General features: G+C 48.5%; 15 protein-coding genes. 4 read left to right on the plus strand and 11 right to left on the minus strand.

The window, feature by feature from the left end:
* Positions 1-6 precede the first annotated feature (6 nt).
* The 8 genes from PIL01S_RS09470 to PIL01S_RS09505 form a co-directional block, all read right to left on the minus strand.
* Positions 7-342 carry a hypothetical protein gene (locus tag PIL01S_RS09470; protein WP_127537331.1) on the minus strand — a complete coding sequence of 112 codons (336 nt, stop codon included), beginning with the start codon at positions 340-342 and terminating at the stop codon, positions 7-9.
* 54 nt (positions 343-396) lie between these two features.
* The gene (locus PIL01S_RS09475) at positions 397-1,098 is read right to left on the minus strand and encodes a pirin family protein (protein WP_127537332.1); all 702 of its coding nucleotides are present in this window, start codon (positions 1,096-1,098) and stop codon (positions 397-399) included.
* A 212-nt stretch (positions 1,099-1,310) separates the two neighbouring features.
* Positions 1,311-1,721 carry a DoxX family protein gene (locus tag PIL01S_RS09480; protein ID WP_127537333.1) on the minus strand — a complete coding sequence of 137 codons (411 nt, stop codon included), beginning with the start codon at positions 1,719-1,721 and terminating at the stop codon, positions 1,311-1,313.
* Positions 1,722-1,762: 41 nt separating this feature from the next.
* Positions 1,763-2,623: a M56 family metallopeptidase gene (locus tag PIL01S_RS09485; protein WP_127537334.1), complete on the minus strand. Its 861-nt coding sequence runs from the start codon at positions 2,621-2,623 to the stop codon at positions 1,763-1,765.
* Position 2,624: 1 nt separating this feature from the next.
* Positions 2,625-3,041 (minus strand): BlaI/MecI/CopY family transcriptional regulator, encoded by a 417-nt coding sequence (locus PIL01S_RS09490; RefSeq protein ID WP_095291044.1) that lies wholly within the window; start codon positions 3,039-3,041, stop codon positions 2,625-2,627.
* A 253-nt stretch (positions 3,042-3,294) separates the two neighbouring features.
* Entirely contained in the window at positions 3,295-4,758 is a 1,464-nt protein-coding gene (locus PIL01S_RS09495) for a catalase (protein ID WP_127537335.1), read from the minus strand.
* Between the two features lie 235 nt (positions 4,759-4,993).
* Positions 4,994-5,800, minus strand: coding sequence for a winged helix-turn-helix domain-containing protein (locus PIL01S_RS09500; protein ID WP_095291041.1), 807 nt, complete (start codon positions 5,798-5,800; stop codon positions 4,994-4,996).
* Positions 5,776-6,171, minus strand: a complete 396-nt coding sequence (locus PIL01S_RS09505) for a Fur family transcriptional regulator (protein ID WP_127537336.1) — start codon at positions 6,169-6,171, stop codon at positions 5,776-5,778. The genes PIL01S_RS09500 and PIL01S_RS09505 overlap by 25 nt, the downstream gene beginning before the upstream one ends.
* 274 nt (positions 6,172-6,445) lie before the next feature.
* Here PIL01S_RS09505 and PIL01S_RS09510 point away from each other — a divergent pair, with 274 nt between their 5' ends.
* Positions 6,446-7,570: a GGDEF domain-containing protein gene (locus tag PIL01S_RS09510; protein ID WP_127537337.1), complete on the plus strand. Its 1,125-nt coding sequence runs from the start codon at positions 6,446-6,448 to the stop codon at positions 7,568-7,570.
* Between the two features lie 104 nt (positions 7,571-7,674).
* Here PIL01S_RS09510 and PIL01S_RS09515 read toward each other — a convergent pair whose 3' ends face one another.
* Together PIL01S_RS09515 and PIL01S_RS09520 are read right to left on the minus strand one after the other, a co-directional pair.
* Entirely contained in the window at positions 7,675-8,613 is a 939-nt protein-coding gene (locus tag PIL01S_RS09515; RefSeq protein WP_095360067.1) for an aldo/keto reductase family protein, read from the minus strand.
* 183 nt (positions 8,614-8,796) lie between these two features.
* On the minus strand, positions 8,797-10,440 hold the full coding sequence (locus PIL01S_RS09520; RefSeq protein WP_127537338.1) for a GAF domain-containing sensor histidine kinase: 1,644 nt from the start codon (positions 10,438-10,440) through the stop codon (positions 8,797-8,799).
* Positions 10,441-10,822: 382 nt separating this feature from the next.
* Here PIL01S_RS09520 and PIL01S_RS09525 point away from each other — a divergent pair, with 382 nt between their 5' ends.
* The 3 genes from PIL01S_RS09525 to PIL01S_RS09535 all read left to right on the plus strand — a co-directional run bounded on the left by PIL01S_RS09525 (position 10,823) and on the right by PIL01S_RS09535 (position 14,314).
* Positions 10,823-12,784 (plus strand): anaerobic ribonucleoside triphosphate reductase, encoded by a 1,962-nt coding sequence (locus PIL01S_RS09525; protein ID WP_127537339.1) that lies wholly within the window; start codon positions 10,823-10,825, stop codon positions 12,782-12,784.
* Positions 12,781-13,290, plus strand: coding sequence for an anaerobic ribonucleoside-triphosphate reductase activating protein (gene nrdG, locus PIL01S_RS09530; RefSeq protein ID WP_127537340.1), 510 nt, complete (start codon positions 12,781-12,783; stop codon positions 13,288-13,290). The genes PIL01S_RS09525 and nrdG overlap by 4 nt, the downstream gene beginning before the upstream one ends.
* Positions 13,291-13,474: 184 nt before the next feature.
* Entirely contained in the window at positions 13,475-14,314 is an 840-nt protein-coding gene (locus tag PIL01S_RS09535; protein ID WP_127537341.1) for a methyl-accepting chemotaxis protein, read from the plus strand.
* 101 nt (positions 14,315-14,415) lie between these two features.
* Here the strand turns inward: PIL01S_RS09535 and PIL01S_RS09540 are convergent, their stop codons facing one another.
* The gene (locus PIL01S_RS09540) at positions 14,416-17,235 is read right to left on the minus strand and encodes a glycoside hydrolase family 3 C-terminal domain-containing protein (RefSeq protein ID WP_127537342.1); all 2,820 of its coding nucleotides are present in this window, start codon (positions 17,233-17,235) and stop codon (positions 14,416-14,418) included.
* Positions 17,236-17,322: the final 87 nt, after the last annotated feature.

Below are 17,322 nucleotides of genomic sequence, written 5' to 3' on the forward strand. Positions count from 1 at the left end.
TGATCATTAATCAGCAAAGTAATCTTCAGGCACATATCGAATCTCGGAATTCGCAAAAATTGTAAGGGTACCACGATCCTTATCGTATGCAACCCGATCTCCTTGGACATAGTACCAGTGCTTCAGGAGGGGCTGATCCTTGCGCTGTACGAATCGAAAGACGTTCAGCTCCTGCCTGAGATCCATGATCTGTTCCACGGTTTGATCATCCAAACCTGTAACGGTAAATTCGAAGCCTTCGCCCTCTTTTTGGAACCGATAGGACAGGGAATCTGTTTTGCTATTCGCCAGACCTCGCCCGGTTACCCCATGTTTAACCATAAACCATTCCTGCTGTGCCATAGACGTATATCCTCCCTTAGTGCTCGTGTCTATTAATGCTGCGTTCCTCTCAAGTTAAGGCAAATCAATGAGCATGAAGAACGCATCCTCACTTGCCTGCAATTCCGTGACCTGAGTCTGTTCTACCCTCGCTGTATCGCCTGCCGTCAAATCGTGCTTACCATTCAGTCCGAGCTTACCCTCAATCGCAAAGATATACTGGCGGCGTCCCTCATCCTGCTTATATGTTATTGCCTCACCTTTAGTCAAACGGCTTAGATATATGGTCATATCCTGATGAATGGATGCAACCCGCGGTCCGCCTTCAGGAGATACTACAGGCAGGAGCGCTCCCGTTAGTGCAGCAGGATCAAATGATGTCGTCTCATATGAAGGCTGCAGTCCCTTCGTCGTAGGCATGAACCAAAGCTGGAGCAAACGTACCTCTTCCGTATCGGACGCATTGTGCTCTGTGTGAATCATGCCGCTGCCCGCGGACATCCGCTGAATCCCCCCAAACGAGGTTACAGCTACATTGCCAAGATTGTCTTCATGGCGAAGCTTGCCATTCAGCACAATGGACACAATCTCCATGTCACTATGCGGATGTGCACCAAAACCACGTCCAGGTGCTATCACATCGTCATTTGCTACCCGCATCGGCCCAAATGCTGTGTTCTCCGCGTCCTGATATTCTCCAAAGGAAAAGCTGTGACTGCCGCGCAGCCAGCCCCGGTCGAAGCTGGCACGGGCTTCGGATGGAATGACATTAATCATAAAGCACATCCTCCTTGATGTTCTTATTTTTTCTTAGTAGCATACTTATTCTCATTGTACCAAAAGTTTAGGCTTGGCGTCCAAACCAAAAAAACCTTCTCCTGCCAGAGCAGTTCACAAGTAGAATTACCCGCAAACCAATCCAGTAGGAAAAGGCTTCGCTGCAGGCCTAGCCTGCTTTTAATGAAATACATGCTTACAAACGGTGAGTCTTATGAGCTTGCATTCCGAACCTTACCTTGTCTGGCTATATACTGATCCACCGCCAGGAAGCGGCTGCCTGTGAATAGCAAGGTCAGGGAACCTGCCAGCGTCAGGTAATCAAATTCAGTACCACCAATAAATGGCTGATCTACTTTGGCCGTAAACAGAACCCCTGCCATCAAGATAATAAACAATGCAGCAAACACACGTGTTCCCAGTCCCAGAATCATCGCGGCCCCACCGGCCAGCTCAATAATGGCTACAACGGATGCGAGGAATCCAGGGATGCCCATGCTCTCAAAAAAACCTACCGCACCACTGATTCCACCTTCAAACTTGCTCCACCCATGCAATACAAAGATGAGACCGATCATGATTCTTAAGAAGAACAAGCCAATCTCTACGCTCCTACTATTCATCTACATCTTCCTCCTTGACATTAAAGTGTATCGCATTCAAATTATCCGATCGACCAAACAAACAAAACAGACATCAACAGAAACACTGTCGCCGACATTAATATGGCGAACCACGGGAGAGCCAACTCAACATCTTGTTCCGGATCGAGCAAACGGGAGATGCGCACATTCACCGACGTATCGGCAAACGAGGATTGCACAGCCATCTCCCGTACCCGCCATGGTTCAGGACAAGCGCGGATCAGTTTGAGCAAGGCACTGCCAATTCCCGCTGCATTTCCCGTACGTTCAATCGCTTCATTATCGGCTAAGATTTCGCGGACGATATGATATTGCTTTGAAGTATGCTTCAAAACAGGAATATACGGCATCATCATGGCAAACACCGACAGCAGCGTTGTCTTCAACGGATCCCGGTGCCATAGATGATGGACTTCATGATAGACAACAGCTGCTTCTTCTTCAGCATCGAGCATACCGAGCAGCCCCGTCGAGAGAACAATGTACGGCCTCCATAAACCAATCGTAAAAGCAATCGGTGACTGCTTGTCCACAATGATAAACCCCGGTTGTTTAAGATGACGATATTTGACCTCAAGAGCTCTGGACATCGATTGGTTCTCGATCGCATGGAGCTTGCGTACGGCTGCTCGCGTCTTCATCATTCGATGCATGAACAGCCAGCCTGTTCCTCCAAAAGTTAGCACGACAAGCAGCATCAAAAAGTGGCCTACCGACAACCAGCCCATCCGGCTCATCCAGTGATTGCACAGCCAGAGCAGATTAAAGGGAATATCCCAGCCAAACAGTTTGTACATGGCGTACATAAACATTTGAATGAACACAAGTAGCGGAATGCCAAACCCGACAGTAAACAACAGTTTCGAGCGGGCCTTCCACATATCAGTCGCTATCCTTTTTCCATTGTTTGATCTTCTGCTCCAGACGTTCAATCAACCCCGCATCGGCTTCATCCAGTGCATCCAGCATGTGGCTCACTGCAAGTGCACCGAACTCGTCTACCAGTTCATGCGATAGCTCCTTCGATTGGTCGTTCATAAACTCCTCCTTGCTCTGTACAGGGTGATACAGTGACGTCCGGCCCTTCTGTGTTTTGCGAAGCAGCCCCTTGTCCACGAGCCGGTTCATAACCGTCATGACGGTATTGAAATTAACATCTTTATCTTGTTCAAGTGCTGTTTGCACCTCGCGGATGCTGCTGCCTGGACGCGCCCATAAGATATCCATAATCTTCGCTTCCAGCGGGCCAAAAAAACGATTCAGCCCACGCTCACCCACTTTAAAATTGTGTATTTTCATGTTCAGACACCCCTCACACTACCCATTGTAGTGCCATCAAACGAGAAGTCAACCTCTATGTCAGCTTTTTATTGTAAATGATTTGTAAATTTGTTTTCCATTTCAGAATATCACTGGGAGAGTAAATGAGAAGCCAGCTCGGCCGCAAAGACAGCAAAAAGACTGGACAGTCCTGCATATCCTGCAGTCATGCCCAGCCTCATCATATTAATTTTATTTCCTACACGCTATGAAAATATATTAATAATGTCTCTTATTTGCGGTCTGCCGATGGCATATATGCCGAGATATCTACACCAAGTCCACGAGCCAGACGTCCACCAAACTGTCCGTCAGCCTGGAAGAAGTGACATAATGCACGCATCTGCGTCTGTGCAGGAACACCTTTCAGGTCATTAATCAGATTATCAAGCAGATTATTCTGTTCTTCGGCCGTAAAGGAACGGAACAATTCGCCTGCCTGCGTGTAATCATCGGTTTTCTCAATTTTCTCCCGTGTAACATGACCGTGCAGCGGCACCTGACTATCCCGGTATGCCGGATCTTCCTGTGGGCTGCTGGAGGAGCTGTTCGGCTCATAGTTCACAGGGGAGGGATCCTGATTCACATTCATGAGTCCATCGCGCTGATGGTTGCGAACCGGTGCATATGGGCAGTTCACCGGAATCTGTAGATAGTTTGGCCCAAGCCGGTGACGCTGGGTATCCGGATAGGAGAACAGGCGACCTTGCAGCAGTTTATCCTCAGATGGCTCAATCCCAGGCACCAATGCACTTGGCGAGAAAGCGGCCTGTTCTACTTCGGCGAAGAAGTTTTGCGGATTGCGATTCAGTGTCATGGTTCCTACCGTTTGAAACGGAATGATATCTTCCGGCCAGGTTTTGGTCGGATCAAGCGGATCAAATGAGAAATCATCCATCTGCTCAGGCTTCAGAAGCTGTACCTGCAGCTTCCACTGCGGATACTGGCCGTTTTTGATATGGTCATACAGATCCCGGGTAGCATGGTTGAAGTCCTGGCCTTGCACTTCGGATGCTTCCTGGCGAGAGAAACCGCGCACCCCCTGCGCAGACTCCCACTTATACTTCACGTAGTGGATCTCACCTTGAGCATTAATCCATTTGAACGCGTGCACGCCAAATCCATCCATCTCACGGTAACTCGCAGGCGTACCCAGATCAGAGAACAACCACGTCATCATATGTGTGGACTCAGGTGAAAGGGTCATGAAATCCCAGTACCGTGCAGGGTCTTGAATATTTGTATCTGGCGCAGGCTTCAGGGAATGCACCATATCCGGGAATTTCATCGCATCACGGATGAAAAATACAGGCAGATGGTTACCCACAATGTCATAGTTGCCTTCCCGTGTGTACAATTTGACTGCAAACCCGCGTGGATCACGCGCAGTCTCTGGTGAACCCGTTCCGTGAATAACCGTGGAGAACCGGACCAGTACTGGCGTTTCCGTTCCCGGCTCCTGCAGGAAATCCGCTTTGGTAAACTCCTTCATGCTCTTCTCCAGTGTGAATACACCATGTGCACCAGCACCTCTGGCATGCACTACCCGTTCCGGAATACGTTCACGGTCAAAATGGGCAATCTTCTCGATCAAATGATAATCTTCAAGCAAAGTTGGTCCTCTTCTGCCTGCTGTGCGGGAGTTTTGGTTGTCACCCACGGGTGCTCCCTGGTTGGTTGTCATACGTTCTGTCATATCAGAATCCTCCTCATGTTGGCTTCATGCCTGCTGTATCTATTATTTTATTCATATTCGTCATTGCTTTAAATATACATTTAGACTTGATCTAACTGTTAAAATGATTCTAACATGTCCCATAGAAAGTCTGCATGAGCTTCGCATGAGGTTATCATGAGTATCCTGATCGTTTCATGAATGAAGGATGAATATCTGCTTATGTCCTAGATAACTGGAAATAAAAAAAAGCGGACTAATCCGCCAGGCGGTAGCCCACTCCTCTTACTGTAACAATATATTGCGGGGAAGCTGCGTTATCTCCAAGCTTTTTGCGCAAGCTTTTGATATGAACATCGACTACATTGCTTCCACCCGTAAAATCAGTCTCCCAAATATCGCTGAGCATCTCCTCCCGGGAAATGACAGCTCCTTTGGCATCAATCAGCTTCAGCAGCAGATCGTATTCGGTCTTCGTTAAGTGAATCCGCTCATTGTCCCGCTGAACACTCATCCGCTCCCGGTCCAGCCACAAGTCTTTGAAGCTGATCCGTTGTCCTTCCTCGGGCAAGAAGCCGCGCTTGGGCGTAACCGGACTATTGCCAATCATGCGCTGTACCCGGTACAGTGCTTCCTGCGGACGGGCTGGCCACACCAGCAGCTCTTCCTGAAGCATGGGTCCGCTTGCGCTCCCTATCATATTCTCGCCCACCAGATATAGGCAAGGTGCCATATGCTCTGCCTCCCGGTTCAAACGGCTGCTGATGCCAGCGAACGCATCAATCGTTCCAGCCACAGACAGATCATAGATCAACAGATCAAATACCAGCCGTTCATGAAGATCCGGTTCCCAGCGATGAAACACCAATACATCGAAGCAGCTGTCCGTCAACGCTTTGACCAGTTCATGAACCTGGCCTGGCATCGGACTGATCAGAATGACACGCCGCGTAACAGGACAAGCTTCCACAAAGGGGGCCGGATCAGCAAGAGCCGGCTTAACCCGCAGCGGTAAACGACGATCAGACATCCTGATTTTTACTTGATCCGTTTGTTTTTGCATTCCCCGCAGACACCTCCAAAGACCACATGAGCATGATCAATTGCATATCCGGTTTCCTCGGCCACCTGCTGCATCCATGCCGAAGGGACCTCTGTCATAACCTCATCCACTTTGCCACAGACTTCACACATAATATGCTGGTGGTCATCCATGCGGGCGTCATATCGGCTGGCGGTCTCACCCAGCTTAAGCTCCCGGATCAATTCCTTGTCTGTTAAATAACGCAGCGAATTATATACGGTGCCATAGGCGAGATTATAGCCTTGTTCGACCAGACGGTTCATCACGTCTGCAGCAGTCGGATGGTCTTCCGAGTGGCGTACTACATCATATACGGCCTGTCTTTGTATCGTCAGATTTAGAGTTTTCACGGCAATTCTCCTTTATTAATCCATTCCAGAATATATACAATGACACAGCAATCCATCGATCGCTATGATTCCCAGAAACATTGAAACAAATTTTGATTTAGATTAAGTATAAATCTTAATGTATAATGAAGTCAATACGAGTTCATTACCAGAAAACTTATATTAATAATAAACCGTTTCCAGCAATCCGCTTGCATATTTGCTATAATATGGTTCGCTACTGTGCTCTTTTTCAGATAAAATATAGTAATGTGCGTTAAAGGAGGGCTGTTCATTGTTAAGCACGTTCTTTATTAATATCTGTGTCATGATCACATTCATGTACATATCCGGAATTATTGCCAAATACTATAACATTCGTGTCCCGTTCCCCTCATTACGTGTGCAGATGATCGGCGGCTTCCTGTTTGGTATCTATGGTACTGTGCTGATGAACTATTCCTTCCCTCTTAATGAAGATACCATTGTGGACCTGCGCCATCTTGCGATAGTTACAGCCGCAGTGTATCTGGGAGGTCTGGCATCAGTCATCTCTGGACTTGTCATTTCCATCCTGCGCATTGCCATCTTTGGTCTGTCGTCTCCAGCGATTGATGCCGGTTTCGTCATGACATTAATCGGTTTATCCGGTGTATATTTTGCCTATGCTTCCTGGTCGAGATTAACCAAAATCATAACGATGAACCTGCTGGGGATTACACTAATATTCGTAATTCTGTTTTTAAACTCCAGCAGCATGAATTCATTAATGAAAGTATATCCGTTACAAATGACGATTTCTTTTGTCGGTGGGATCTTTATTTATTTTATCGCCGAATTTATTAATAAATCGAATGAGATGTTATTCCTTCTGGAACGCAGAGCATCCACAGACCACCTCACCAATCTCAGCAATCGCCGTCAGTTTGAGAAATCCCTGGAACTGCAGCTGGAGCGTGCCCGGGAAAACAGACAGAAGCTTTCCCTGCTCGTCATTGACATCGACCGCTTCAAAAAAGTGAATGATACGTACGGTCACAGCGCTGGAGATGCTGTTCTGAAACAGCTGGGGCAATTACTTATCGAACATTCGCGATCAGCTGACATGGTCTCACGTAACGGTGGCGAGGAATTTGCAATCCTGCTGCTGGACTGCGGTAATCATCAAGCCCTGGCCATCGCTGAATCCATCCGACAGTCTGTTGAAAAGTATCTCTTCGCTCTGCCGGACGGCACAACCATTCGCCTGACCATTTCGATCGGGGTAGCCGTCTTTCCGGATCATTGCGACGAGCAGGATGACGCTGACTTCTTCGAGCAGGCAGACCGTGCATTATATGAAGCCAAAAATACCGGGAGGAATCGGGTCTGCGCCATTCCGAAGCGATCCAAGGTGCTTATTGGCAATCGTTTGCTCTAGCTTAAAACCCAAAAAGGATGTCCCGCAGTTAAGCCTTTCCGGCTGCGGGGCATCCTTTTTTACGATTTAGTTTGCATAACTACGCCTTGAAAGGCTGCTACCCACTAAGACAGGATCTGCTCGATCTCTTCAATAATGGCTGAATCCAGTTTCACACCTGAAGCAGCAGCATTCTCCTTCACCTGCTCCGGACGGCTTGCCCCTACAAGTGCACTGGACACATTGTTTTGACGCAAAATCCATGCAAGTGCCAGCTGCCCAACCTTCAGATCCAGCTTGTCCGCTACTTCAATCAGCTGACGCACTTTTCCGATTTTGTCTGCATTGATCTTGCCTTCATCCCAGCCGAGCTTCGCCGCACGGGAGTTCTCCGGAAGATCTGAAGCCGAGGTGTACTTGCCGGTTAACAAGCCTTGTGCAAGTGGAGAATAGACAACTTGTCCGATTCCCTTGCGCTCACCAAGTGGAATAATCTCCTTCTCAATATAACGGTCGAACATGTTATAGACCGGCTGATTGACCACGATATGATCGAGCAGCAGACGGTCAGCGGTACCCAACGCAGCCTCCATCTGAGCAGCAGTCCATTGGCTTACGCCTACGTACAGCACTTTTCCTTGACGAACCAGGTCATCCAGTGCCCGCAGCGTTTCTTCGATCGGTGTTTCCGTATGATAACGATGGCAATAGTAGATGTCCACATATTCCACGCCTAAGCGTTTCAAACTGGCATCACATTGCTCCTTAATATGTTTGCGGGATAAGCCTTGGTCATTCGGACCGTCGCCCATTTTGCCGAACACTTTGGTTGCAAGAACATAGGAATCACGGGAATATGCCTTCAAAGTCTGCCCAAGCAGCTCTTCCGCCGCGCCGCGCTCGTATACGTTTGCTGTATCAAAAAAGTTGATACCTTCATCGAATGCGGTTTCAATCGACTTCACCGCATTTTCACGCTCCACATATCCTCCGTACGTCAGCCAGCTGCCCAAGCTGATCTCGCTTACTTTCAGTCCGCTTCCACCCAATCTGCGGTATTCCATTGAATGCACATCCTCCTCTAGATTAATTAGTATGGTTCTTACTTTTCTATTGTAACGTAACCAGCGTGGATGAAAAGGGATTTAACAAAAGAAAACGGATAAATAAACAGATCGGATTTGAGGTGCGCTCTTTCCGTATACAATAAAAAAGCGTACCTGATTAGGTACGCTGCTTATATTTTATTATGCCCGGTGCAATGTCGCGCTCAGTGCGTTCAGCAAGTCCAACTGTCTAACCGGCCTGGTTAAGACAGCATCAACGTTCCCCGCCTCCTGAGGATCCATATGCATTCCGTAGGGGATCAGGATGATAATGGGCAGTTGTTTTGCCATTCCCTTTAATTCATGAATAAACTTCATGGCCTTGTCTGGCTCTAACCCCATGTCAATAACCGCAATTTCAGGCTCAAATCCATTTTCCATCCATTGTTTTGCCTGGCTCGTGTCTGATGTCATGTTCACATCCATCTGCCACCTGCTCATGAGGGAAGATACCCCCTGCAGAATATCAGGAGCTTTGACCAGCAGTACCGTTTTACCTTTCAATCGCTCTTGAATGCCTGTAAGCTGCGGAAGTTCCCAGTGCTTCATCAGGGGCAGCCTGATCTGAAATTCCGTCTCTTCTTCACCCAGGCTGCTCACCTCAATACAGCCATGCATGAGAATGGCGAGATTTTGGCTGACGGCCAAACTGAGGTTGGTACCCACAAGCTTTTGAATGCTGACATTTCCGTCCAGTGTATTAAACGCCTGCAGTTTTTTGTCCGATGTCAGCATCCGACCTGTATATTTGATATGAAGCAGCAACGTACCCGCCTCATCCACATTCTGACCATCTACGACTGCCGTAACGAGCACAGAACCTGTACGCGTGGAATCAATGGCATATTTCAGCACATTTGCGAGCAGCTGACCGATCTTGACCTCATCTCCCACGAAGACCTGAGAGATGTTCATTTCAAGGTTCAGACCCAGCTCGATTCCTTTCTCCATCGCCAGCCCGGCATGCAGATACACGGTGCTCTCAATAGTAGAAACCAGATCAAAGGGATCATCATGAACTACCGTTCTACCTGTTTCATTAATATTAAAGTTCATTATATTATTCAGCAAAGACAGGAGGATGTTGCCACTGGTCTCGATCATGTCCACATATTCCACATGCTCTTCAGGCATATTCGGTGTGCGCATCAGATCGGTTAAACCAAGAATGCCATTGAGCGGGTTGCGAATCTCATGACTCATCAGCGCAATCATCTGTGCCTTCGTCATCGCTTCCGATTCTGCACGTTCCTTCTCCATCTGCAGCTGCTGCTTCAGCTGCTCCGTATCGTTAAGTTTCTGTTTCTGCACAAGTAAATTATTTTCCAAGTCAACGACATATCCAAGAAATACAGCCATGGCGTTCAACGTCTTCATATCTGTCTCACTAATGACATAGCCCGGCTTGTCCATTAAACATATCGTCCCAAAAGTTTCACCCGAGCGCCGCATAATGGGTATGCCCACAAAAAAACGGTTACCGAGCGCCTTGGTTACATCCATTGAGCAAGTCAGCGGATGTGCTGCAGTATCCGTTATAGTCAGGTTTTCTTTCGTATTACGCAGTACCAGACTGCAGTAGGAAGAATCAAATGGAAGTTCACTGCCACTGACAACCAGTTCCTCGTTTCGGTTGAAAGCTTCCAAAATGACATTGGTCAACCCGTCATTGGTGGCAACAAAGATCGTATTGACCTTCAATACACCGCTTAACACGTCCACGATGTGGGACGCTGCTTCCTGTACATTTTCATAGAAGCCTCTTGTAATCCCTGCCGTTCCCATGATCCACCCCTCAAATCTTAGCTGTACTTCTACATCTCTATCTCAAAATGAATCTGTCCTGTATATGAGGGTCAAATTTCTCAAGTTAACTGTCACAACATGTACATATATGTTTACCACCATAGAAGCTCAAGAGACTCATAGTGTATGAAATCCAAGCTTATCCCGAGTACAGCGTAAATAGGAATTATACTCTTCCCGGTTCACTTTGAAAACCTTTATCCATTCCCCCCTCTGCAACTCGTGCTGATAGAAGGTTACTATGTGAGAATGATCACACCCAAAAATCCACATATAGTTTATAAATGGATAATGCAAGTCTACATATAGTGTTTAAATGAAATGACCGATATTATAAATCAATATTTGGGAGGAATCTCACATGAACCTGCTTGAGTATGCCACTCCACCGGCATCCGATCTATTATCCGACCTGGGAAGACGAATTATTGGCGCAGAAGACGCGGACACACTGAGGGAGAACGCTAACCTCAATGGCGATTCGTTCAGCGGCAAGATGAGCAGGCTCGGCTCGGAGACGGCCAAGTGGCATGCTCTTCGTCATGTGCTGCCGGAAGAGCTTGCTGCATCTGTGGAGAATGGAGACCTATATGTGCATGATCTGGATCAGTATGCACTTGGAACAACCAACTGCATCTTTATTCCTTTTGACCGACTGTTAGCATCCGGCTTCAATACGGGTAACGGCTCCGTGCGTACACCCCAGACCATCATGTCGGCAATGGCGCTCGTCGCCATCATATTTCAATCACAGCAAAACAGTCAGTACGGCGGGGTATCGGCCAACAAAATCGACTGGGATCTGGCTCCTTATGTACAGCGCTCCTTCCGCAAACATTATCGCAAAGGACAGCGTTTGCTTGGAGAGCACACACAGATTGACGACGAGCATCTGCACCTGGATAGTCCAGTGGCACGAGAAGCATGCCCGCGTGCTTTTGCTTTTGCCTGTGAGGAAACAGAACTGGAGACCGGACAGGCTGCCGAATCCCTGATTCACAATCTGAATACCATGAGCAGCCGGGCAGGAGGACAGATTCCTTTTACCTCGCTGAACTATGGACTATGCACCTCAGCCGAAGGCAGGCTTGTATCCCGTTCCCTACTGGAAGCAACCATCCGCGGCCTTGGTTGCGGGGAAACCCCCGTGTTTCCACAGCATATCTTCCAGTGCAAGCAGGGGATTAACCAGGCTCAAGGGGAACCCAACTACGACTTGTTCCGTCTAGCCGTGACTTGCTCTTCCCGGCGCATGTATCCGAACTTTGTCAACGTGGATGCATCATTCAACCTGCCTTATTATCATCCTGAGGATCCGGATACCATCATCGCCACCATGGGATGCCGTACACGTACGCTGGCAGACCGCTTCGGACGAAATCGGCAGAGCGGTAAAGGCAACCTTTCGTTCAATACCATCAATCTGGTCAAACTCGGCATTCGCTATGGCATCTGTCAGGGTGCACGGGCCGTCGCCGACCGTACGGGGTTCTATAAAGCTCTCGAAGAGGTGATGGAACGCGCTGCTTCCGGACTGCTGCACCGCTATCGTATCCAAACAGCACAGCCTGCCAAGGCATCTGACTTCATGATGCGGGAAGGCGTGTGGGAAGGCGGTGAGCAGCTCGCACCAGATGAACCGGTAGCCGAACTGTTGAAGCATGGCACCTTGTCCATTGGTTTTATCGGGCTTGCCGAATGCATGACCGCTCTGTATGGCCGGCACCATGGACAGGACCCTCATATCCACCGTGAGGCGTTGAACGTTATCCGCACCATGCGTGAATTCTGTGATCACATGAGTGAACGGCATAACCTGAATGTTACGCTGTTCGCCACGCCTGCCGAAGGGTTATCCGGCAAGTTCACCAAGATTGACCGCGAGCGCTATGGCCTCATTGCTGGGGTCAATGATCGGGAATATTACACCAATTCATTTCACATTCCGGTCTATTACACCCTGCCAGCTTACCGTAAAATTGAACTAGAGGCTCCCTTCCATACGCTATGCAATGCCGGAGCCATATCCTATGTTGAATTGGATGGAAATGTACGGGCCAATACCAGTGCCTTCCAGCGTATTGTTCAATATGCACTCGCTCAGGACATTGGTTATTTCTCCATTAATCACCCGATTGACCGCTGTCCGGCATGCGGATATGAAGGTGTCATCGGTGATGTATGTCCTGGGTGTGAGGCACATGAGGACCACGTGCACTTTCAGCGATTGCGCCGGGTTACCGGTTATCTTACCGGCGACTACAAGGTACGCTTCAATTCCGCGAAACAGGCCGAAGTGCGGGATCGGGTGAAACACAAGTGAATCTGTACGGATATATTCCCGAGTCCATAAATGAAGGACCTGGTCTGCGAGCCGTCATCTTCATCAGCGGGTGCCGCCATGCCTGCCCAGGATGCTTCAGTCCGGATTCATGGAGCTTCCGGGCAGGGGAACAGTTCACCGCAGAGCGGCAGCAGCAGATTTTGCAGGAGGTAACTACCCATCCCCTGCTGGATGGGGTTACATTATGCGGAGGTGATCCCTTTTTCTCAGCAGAGGAATGCCTCCCTTGGGTTCTCCGTTTCCGCGATGCATGCCCTGACCGGACAGTGTGGGCCTATACGGGATTTACCTATGAAGAGCTTGTTGCAGATCCGATAAGGGCTGAACTGGCTCGGCTGTGTGATGTCATTGTAGATGGCCCCTACGTGGCTTCCGAACGGGATGTGTCCTTACCTTTTCGGGGAAGCCGTAATCAGCGCTTGGTGGATGTGCAGGCAACGTTAAGAGACCAACAAATTGTTATAGTGAGCCTTGAACCGTTATAGCATGATCCCAATCAATATTCTCATTGAAAATACGCGGAGGATGAATTGCGTGTATTTTCGGTGAGATTTTTTTGGTTTTCACTACTCACTTCTTTATTGCATGTCGATATACTATATAGGTGGTTACTAAAATAAACTTTGGTACTTTTCTATATTAAACATTTTAGGAGGCATTTACCCAATTATGGATATTATTCAAGCACTCATTACATGCATGCCGTTTTTCCGTGATACCATACGCCAGGATGTAACCCTTTCCATCATTGATCGAGAGAAGTTCCTGTACTTTTCTGCAGGAGAGTCCTTAAAGCAATTGGAATTCAAAGCGGGAGATCCTTTGCTTGAGCCCAATCGTAATTTTGCCGATCTGAAAGGCACTACGGAGAAACAATTCGATCATTACCCCAAAGAATTATTCGGTGTTCCATTTGATGTATCGTATCTGCCGATCAAAAACGAACAGGGTGAGGTCATTGCCATATTCAATCTGCTCTACAGCATGGATGATCAGGCTCAGTTACAGCAGCTCATGGAAGCGACGGAGCATCTGACCAATCAGCTTATTGATAGCGTGCAGCATGTGGCTGCACATTCCGAGGAGCTGAGCGCCACAACCGAGGAAATTCGGAATAACTCCAAACAAGCTGTACAGAAATCAGGAAACGTAACTCAGGTTGCGAGCTTCATTCGGGAAATTTCCGAACAAACCAACCTGCTCGGGTTAAATGCAGCCATTGAGGCTGCCCGTGTAGGTGATGCAGGAGCAGGATTCGGCGTCGTTGCAAAGGAAATCCGCAAACTGTCGGTAGATACCAAGCAAGCCACCACCCAAATTGAAGAATCCCTCCTCTCTGTCCGGCAATCCATTCAAATGATGGAAAATGAGCTTGGAGAGATTACCGCCAGCTCGCAGGAACAGGCGGAACTCGTCAACAATTTCATGAGTACCATTGAACAGCTGAATGAAACCAGCCAGCAACTGAAACAATTCGTGAACAAACTGATTACGTTTGACGGCAAATAATTTACATATCGATGCTCAAGTCGAAAAGCCCCCGAATCTGATTCGGAGGCTTTCTTCTATTCAATTATTCAATATGCGGTAAGCTCATTCTATCCGTTTATTTAGCGAATCTCAAAATGACTTATGCGTACACCTGCAGACAATACAAGATAGATGTCTCGTTGACCTGCTGCACCTTGAAGATCGGCTTTCACCGTAGACCATTGCTGTGCACCACTTTGTGCAATATCGACACGTCCTGCCAGTGTTCCATCTGCTGCGTCCAGACGAACTTCAAGTGCTGCACCAGACTGTTCTGACGATACACGTGCTTCAATGACTGCTGCATGATCACCCAGATCGGCGTCTTTGAAAGCAATCCATCCTTGTTCACCCGTCACGCGGACAGAAGTTCCACCTTCTTTGCTCTCATCCAGATCCACACCAAAGTAAGCATCATAATTCTCAGCACGGGTCACCACGCTCAAATTACGGGCAGGGATCGTTTCACCATCGACCGTCAGATCAGCAACAAGCTGAATATCGGATGACGATTTGCCGACCATGATCGAATACGTTCCTGCTTCAACCACATAACGATCACGGGTGACATCCCAGATGGCCAGTTCCTGTACTGGCAAGTTGAAACTCACTTTTACGGTTGCGCCAGCTTCAACATGGAGACGACGGAATCCTTTTAACGTTTTGAGTGGACGTTTCACCCGGGATTTGCCGGCGCGTACATACAACTGTACCACTTCATCACTGGCAATGGTTCCGGTGTTGGTTACGTCGACGGTTACTTTGACCGTTCCTTCTATTCCCGCTTGGTCAGGATTCAACTCCAGGTTGCTGTATTTGAACGCAGCGTACGTTAATCCATGTCCGAATGGATACAGTACATTGCCTTCAAAATACTGATACGTACGTCCGGATTGGATGATGTCATAGTCCTTGATATCCGTTAACTGATCTGCGGATTGCACCCATGTCATGTTCAGACGGCCTGCTGGTGCGTAATCTCCGTAGAGCACGTCGGCGACAGCCGTACCCAGTTCCTGTCCTGCATGGGAAGTGTACAATACAGCCGGGATGTTCTCTTGAACCCAATTGGATGTGAACGGGTAACTGCCCACAATAACCACAATGGTGTTCGGATTGGCCGCATAGACAGCCTCAACCAGACGTTGTTGGGATTCAGCCAGATCCAGGCTTGGACGGTCAATCTCTTCCTTCCCGTTCACAAGCGGATTGTTCCCGACAAATACAATGGCCGTTTCTGCTTCTTTCGCTGCTGCTACAGCTTCATCCAACCCGTTCACAACGATGTCCTTCTTAAACGTCTCGGTCGCACCAAAAGACTTCAGCTCTTCTGACACGGCAAATGCGTCGTTTCCGCCATTTGGCGAGGTAACCGTTTTGCCATTCCATGTTGTCAGACCAACACTACCATCTTCCTGCGGAAGCAAGTGGAATACTTCCTTCACGAACCAGCCGTACACTTCATCTGCTGAAGCCGTTACCGTTTCTTCATCCGTGGTCAGATATTTGCCATTGCTTTCTGCCTGCAGAGTCAGACTGCCGAAGCCCCAATCCGTCAGCGTGAACGTCTCTGCTTCTCCCGATGCAATGAGTGGTGACTTCTCACCTTCAGCCAGTCCGATTGCTTTTCCATTCGCTACCGAAGTCAATGTAATCCGGTCGTTTCCATCCTTGAACGCAACCTTATCGCTGCCTACCTTGCCGCTGATCGCCTCAAGCGGAGATACGCTGTAAGGCATGGTGCCAGCATACCAGTCACGGTAAACGGTGCCGCCCAGCTGACCAATAACAGCCACTTTGCCTGATTTTGTTTTATCCAACGGAAGCGTACCTTTATCGTTTTTGAGCAATACAACTTGTTCTCTTGCCGCTCTGAGCGAAAGTGCTTTTGCCTTCTCTGTCATCATCGCTTCTTCGCCAATGGATGCATACGGGTTGCCTTCAGCCGGATCGAACTCACCCAGACGGAAACGTACACGGAATGTATTGAACAATGCCTGGTCGATATCTTCCATTGTTAGCGTTCCTTGTTCAAGGCCTTCGCGCAGTGCTTGCTTGGACAGATCCGCATCATCGGTAATGCTGTCGATTCCCGCTTTTACGGACTCCACCGTCCCCGGTGTATGAGAATCATAGTACTTATGATCGTTCTTGATCCCCATCACATCGCCTGCATCGCTGACGATGAAACCATCCATACCCCACTCGCCTTTGACAATTTCGTTCACAAAAGGATGAAGCAGCGCCGGCGTACCGTTAATGGAGTTATACGCGGTCATCATCGACTGCGCTCCGCCTTCCTTGAACGGCTTCTCGAATGCCTTCAGATAATATTCACGCATATTGCGTGGATCAATGCTCGATGAGCCGCTTCCGCGATCCACTTCATTATTGTTGGCAAGGAAGTGCTTGAGCGTTGCAACAGCCTTGTAATATTTCGGATGATCTCCCTGAATCCCCTTAACCAGTGCTGTGGTAAGTTCGGCAGTCAGTTCGGGATCTTCGCCATAAGCCTCTTCATTGCGGCCCCAACGCGGGTCACGTTCCATATCAACTGTAGGTGCCCACAGGGTGAGACCATTCACAGCCGGATTGCGTTTGTAGAACACACGCGCCTCGTCCCCAATGACAGAACCGATTTCTTTCATAAGTTCCGCATCCCATGTGCAAGCCAGTCCAACAGGCTGCGGGAAGGATGTAGCTTCGCCAAGCCATGCCAGGCCATGAGCGGCTTCTGTTCCGTGTTTATAAGCAGCAATACCCAGGCGTTCTACCGCTGGCTGGTATTGCAGCATGGATTCGATCTTTTCATCTTCTGTCAGACGGGATACTAGGTCTTTAACCCTTGCGTCCAGTTCGAGCGTTGTATCCTGAAATGGATATTTGGTTTGATTAGTCATGGGTTGAAATCTCCTTTGCACTTCAGATCGTTTATTGGCTAATGATAGCGAATACATAAAATGTAATGAACACTGTGCACTCCGATA

It is taken from the genome of Paenibacillus illinoisensis NBRC 15959 (assembly GCF_004000925.1).
In the GTDB taxonomy this organism is placed as follows: Bacteria; Bacillota; Bacilli; order Paenibacillales; family Paenibacillaceae; genus Paenibacillus; species Paenibacillus illinoisensis.

Bases quoted from the DNA above. Each gene is read 5' to 3' on its own strand.
- PIL01S_RS09470 (WP_127537331.1), bottom strand. From the start codon at position 342: ATGGCACAGCAGGAATGGTTTATGGTTAAACATGGGGTAACCGGGCGA.
- PIL01S_RS09535 (WP_127537341.1), top strand. From the start codon at position 13,475: ATGGATATTATTCAAGCACTCATTACATGCATGCCGTTTTTCCGTGAT.
- PIL01S_RS09540 (WP_127537342.1), bottom strand. From the start codon at position 17,235: ATGACTAATCAAACCAAATATCCATTTCAGGATACAACGCTCGAACTG.
- PIL01S_RS09485 (WP_127537334.1), bottom strand. From the start codon at position 2,623: ATGTGGAAGGCCCGCTCGAAACTGTTGTTTACTGTCGGGTTTGGCATT.
- PIL01S_RS09515 (WP_095360067.1), bottom strand. From the start codon at position 8,613: ATGGAATACCGCAGATTGGGTGGAAGCGGACTGAAAGTAAGCGAGATC.
- PIL01S_RS09480 (WP_127537333.1), bottom strand. From the start codon at position 1,721: ATGAATAGTAGGAGCGTAGAGATTGGCTTGTTCTTCTTAAGAATCATG.
- PIL01S_RS09495 (WP_127537335.1), bottom strand. From the start codon at position 4,758: ATGACAGAACGTATGACAACCAACCAGGGAGCACCCGTGGGTGACAAC.
- PIL01S_RS09475 (WP_127537332.1), bottom strand. From the start codon at position 1,098: ATGATTAATGTCATTCCATCCGAAGCCCGTGCCAGCTTCGACCGGGGC.
- PIL01S_RS09490 (WP_095291044.1), bottom strand. From the start codon at position 3,041: ATGAAAATACACAATTTTAAAGTGGGTGAGCGTGGGCTGAATCGTTTT.
- PIL01S_RS09500 (WP_095291041.1), bottom strand. From the start codon at position 5,800: ATGCAAAAACAAACGGATCAAGTAAAAATCAGGATGTCTGATCGTCGT.
- PIL01S_RS09520 (WP_127537338.1), bottom strand. From the start codon at position 10,440: ATGGGAACGGCAGGGATTACAAGAGGCTTCTATGAAAATGTACAGGAA.
- PIL01S_RS09525 (WP_127537339.1), top strand. From the start codon at position 10,823: ATGAACCTGCTTGAGTATGCCACTCCACCGGCATCCGATCTATTATCC.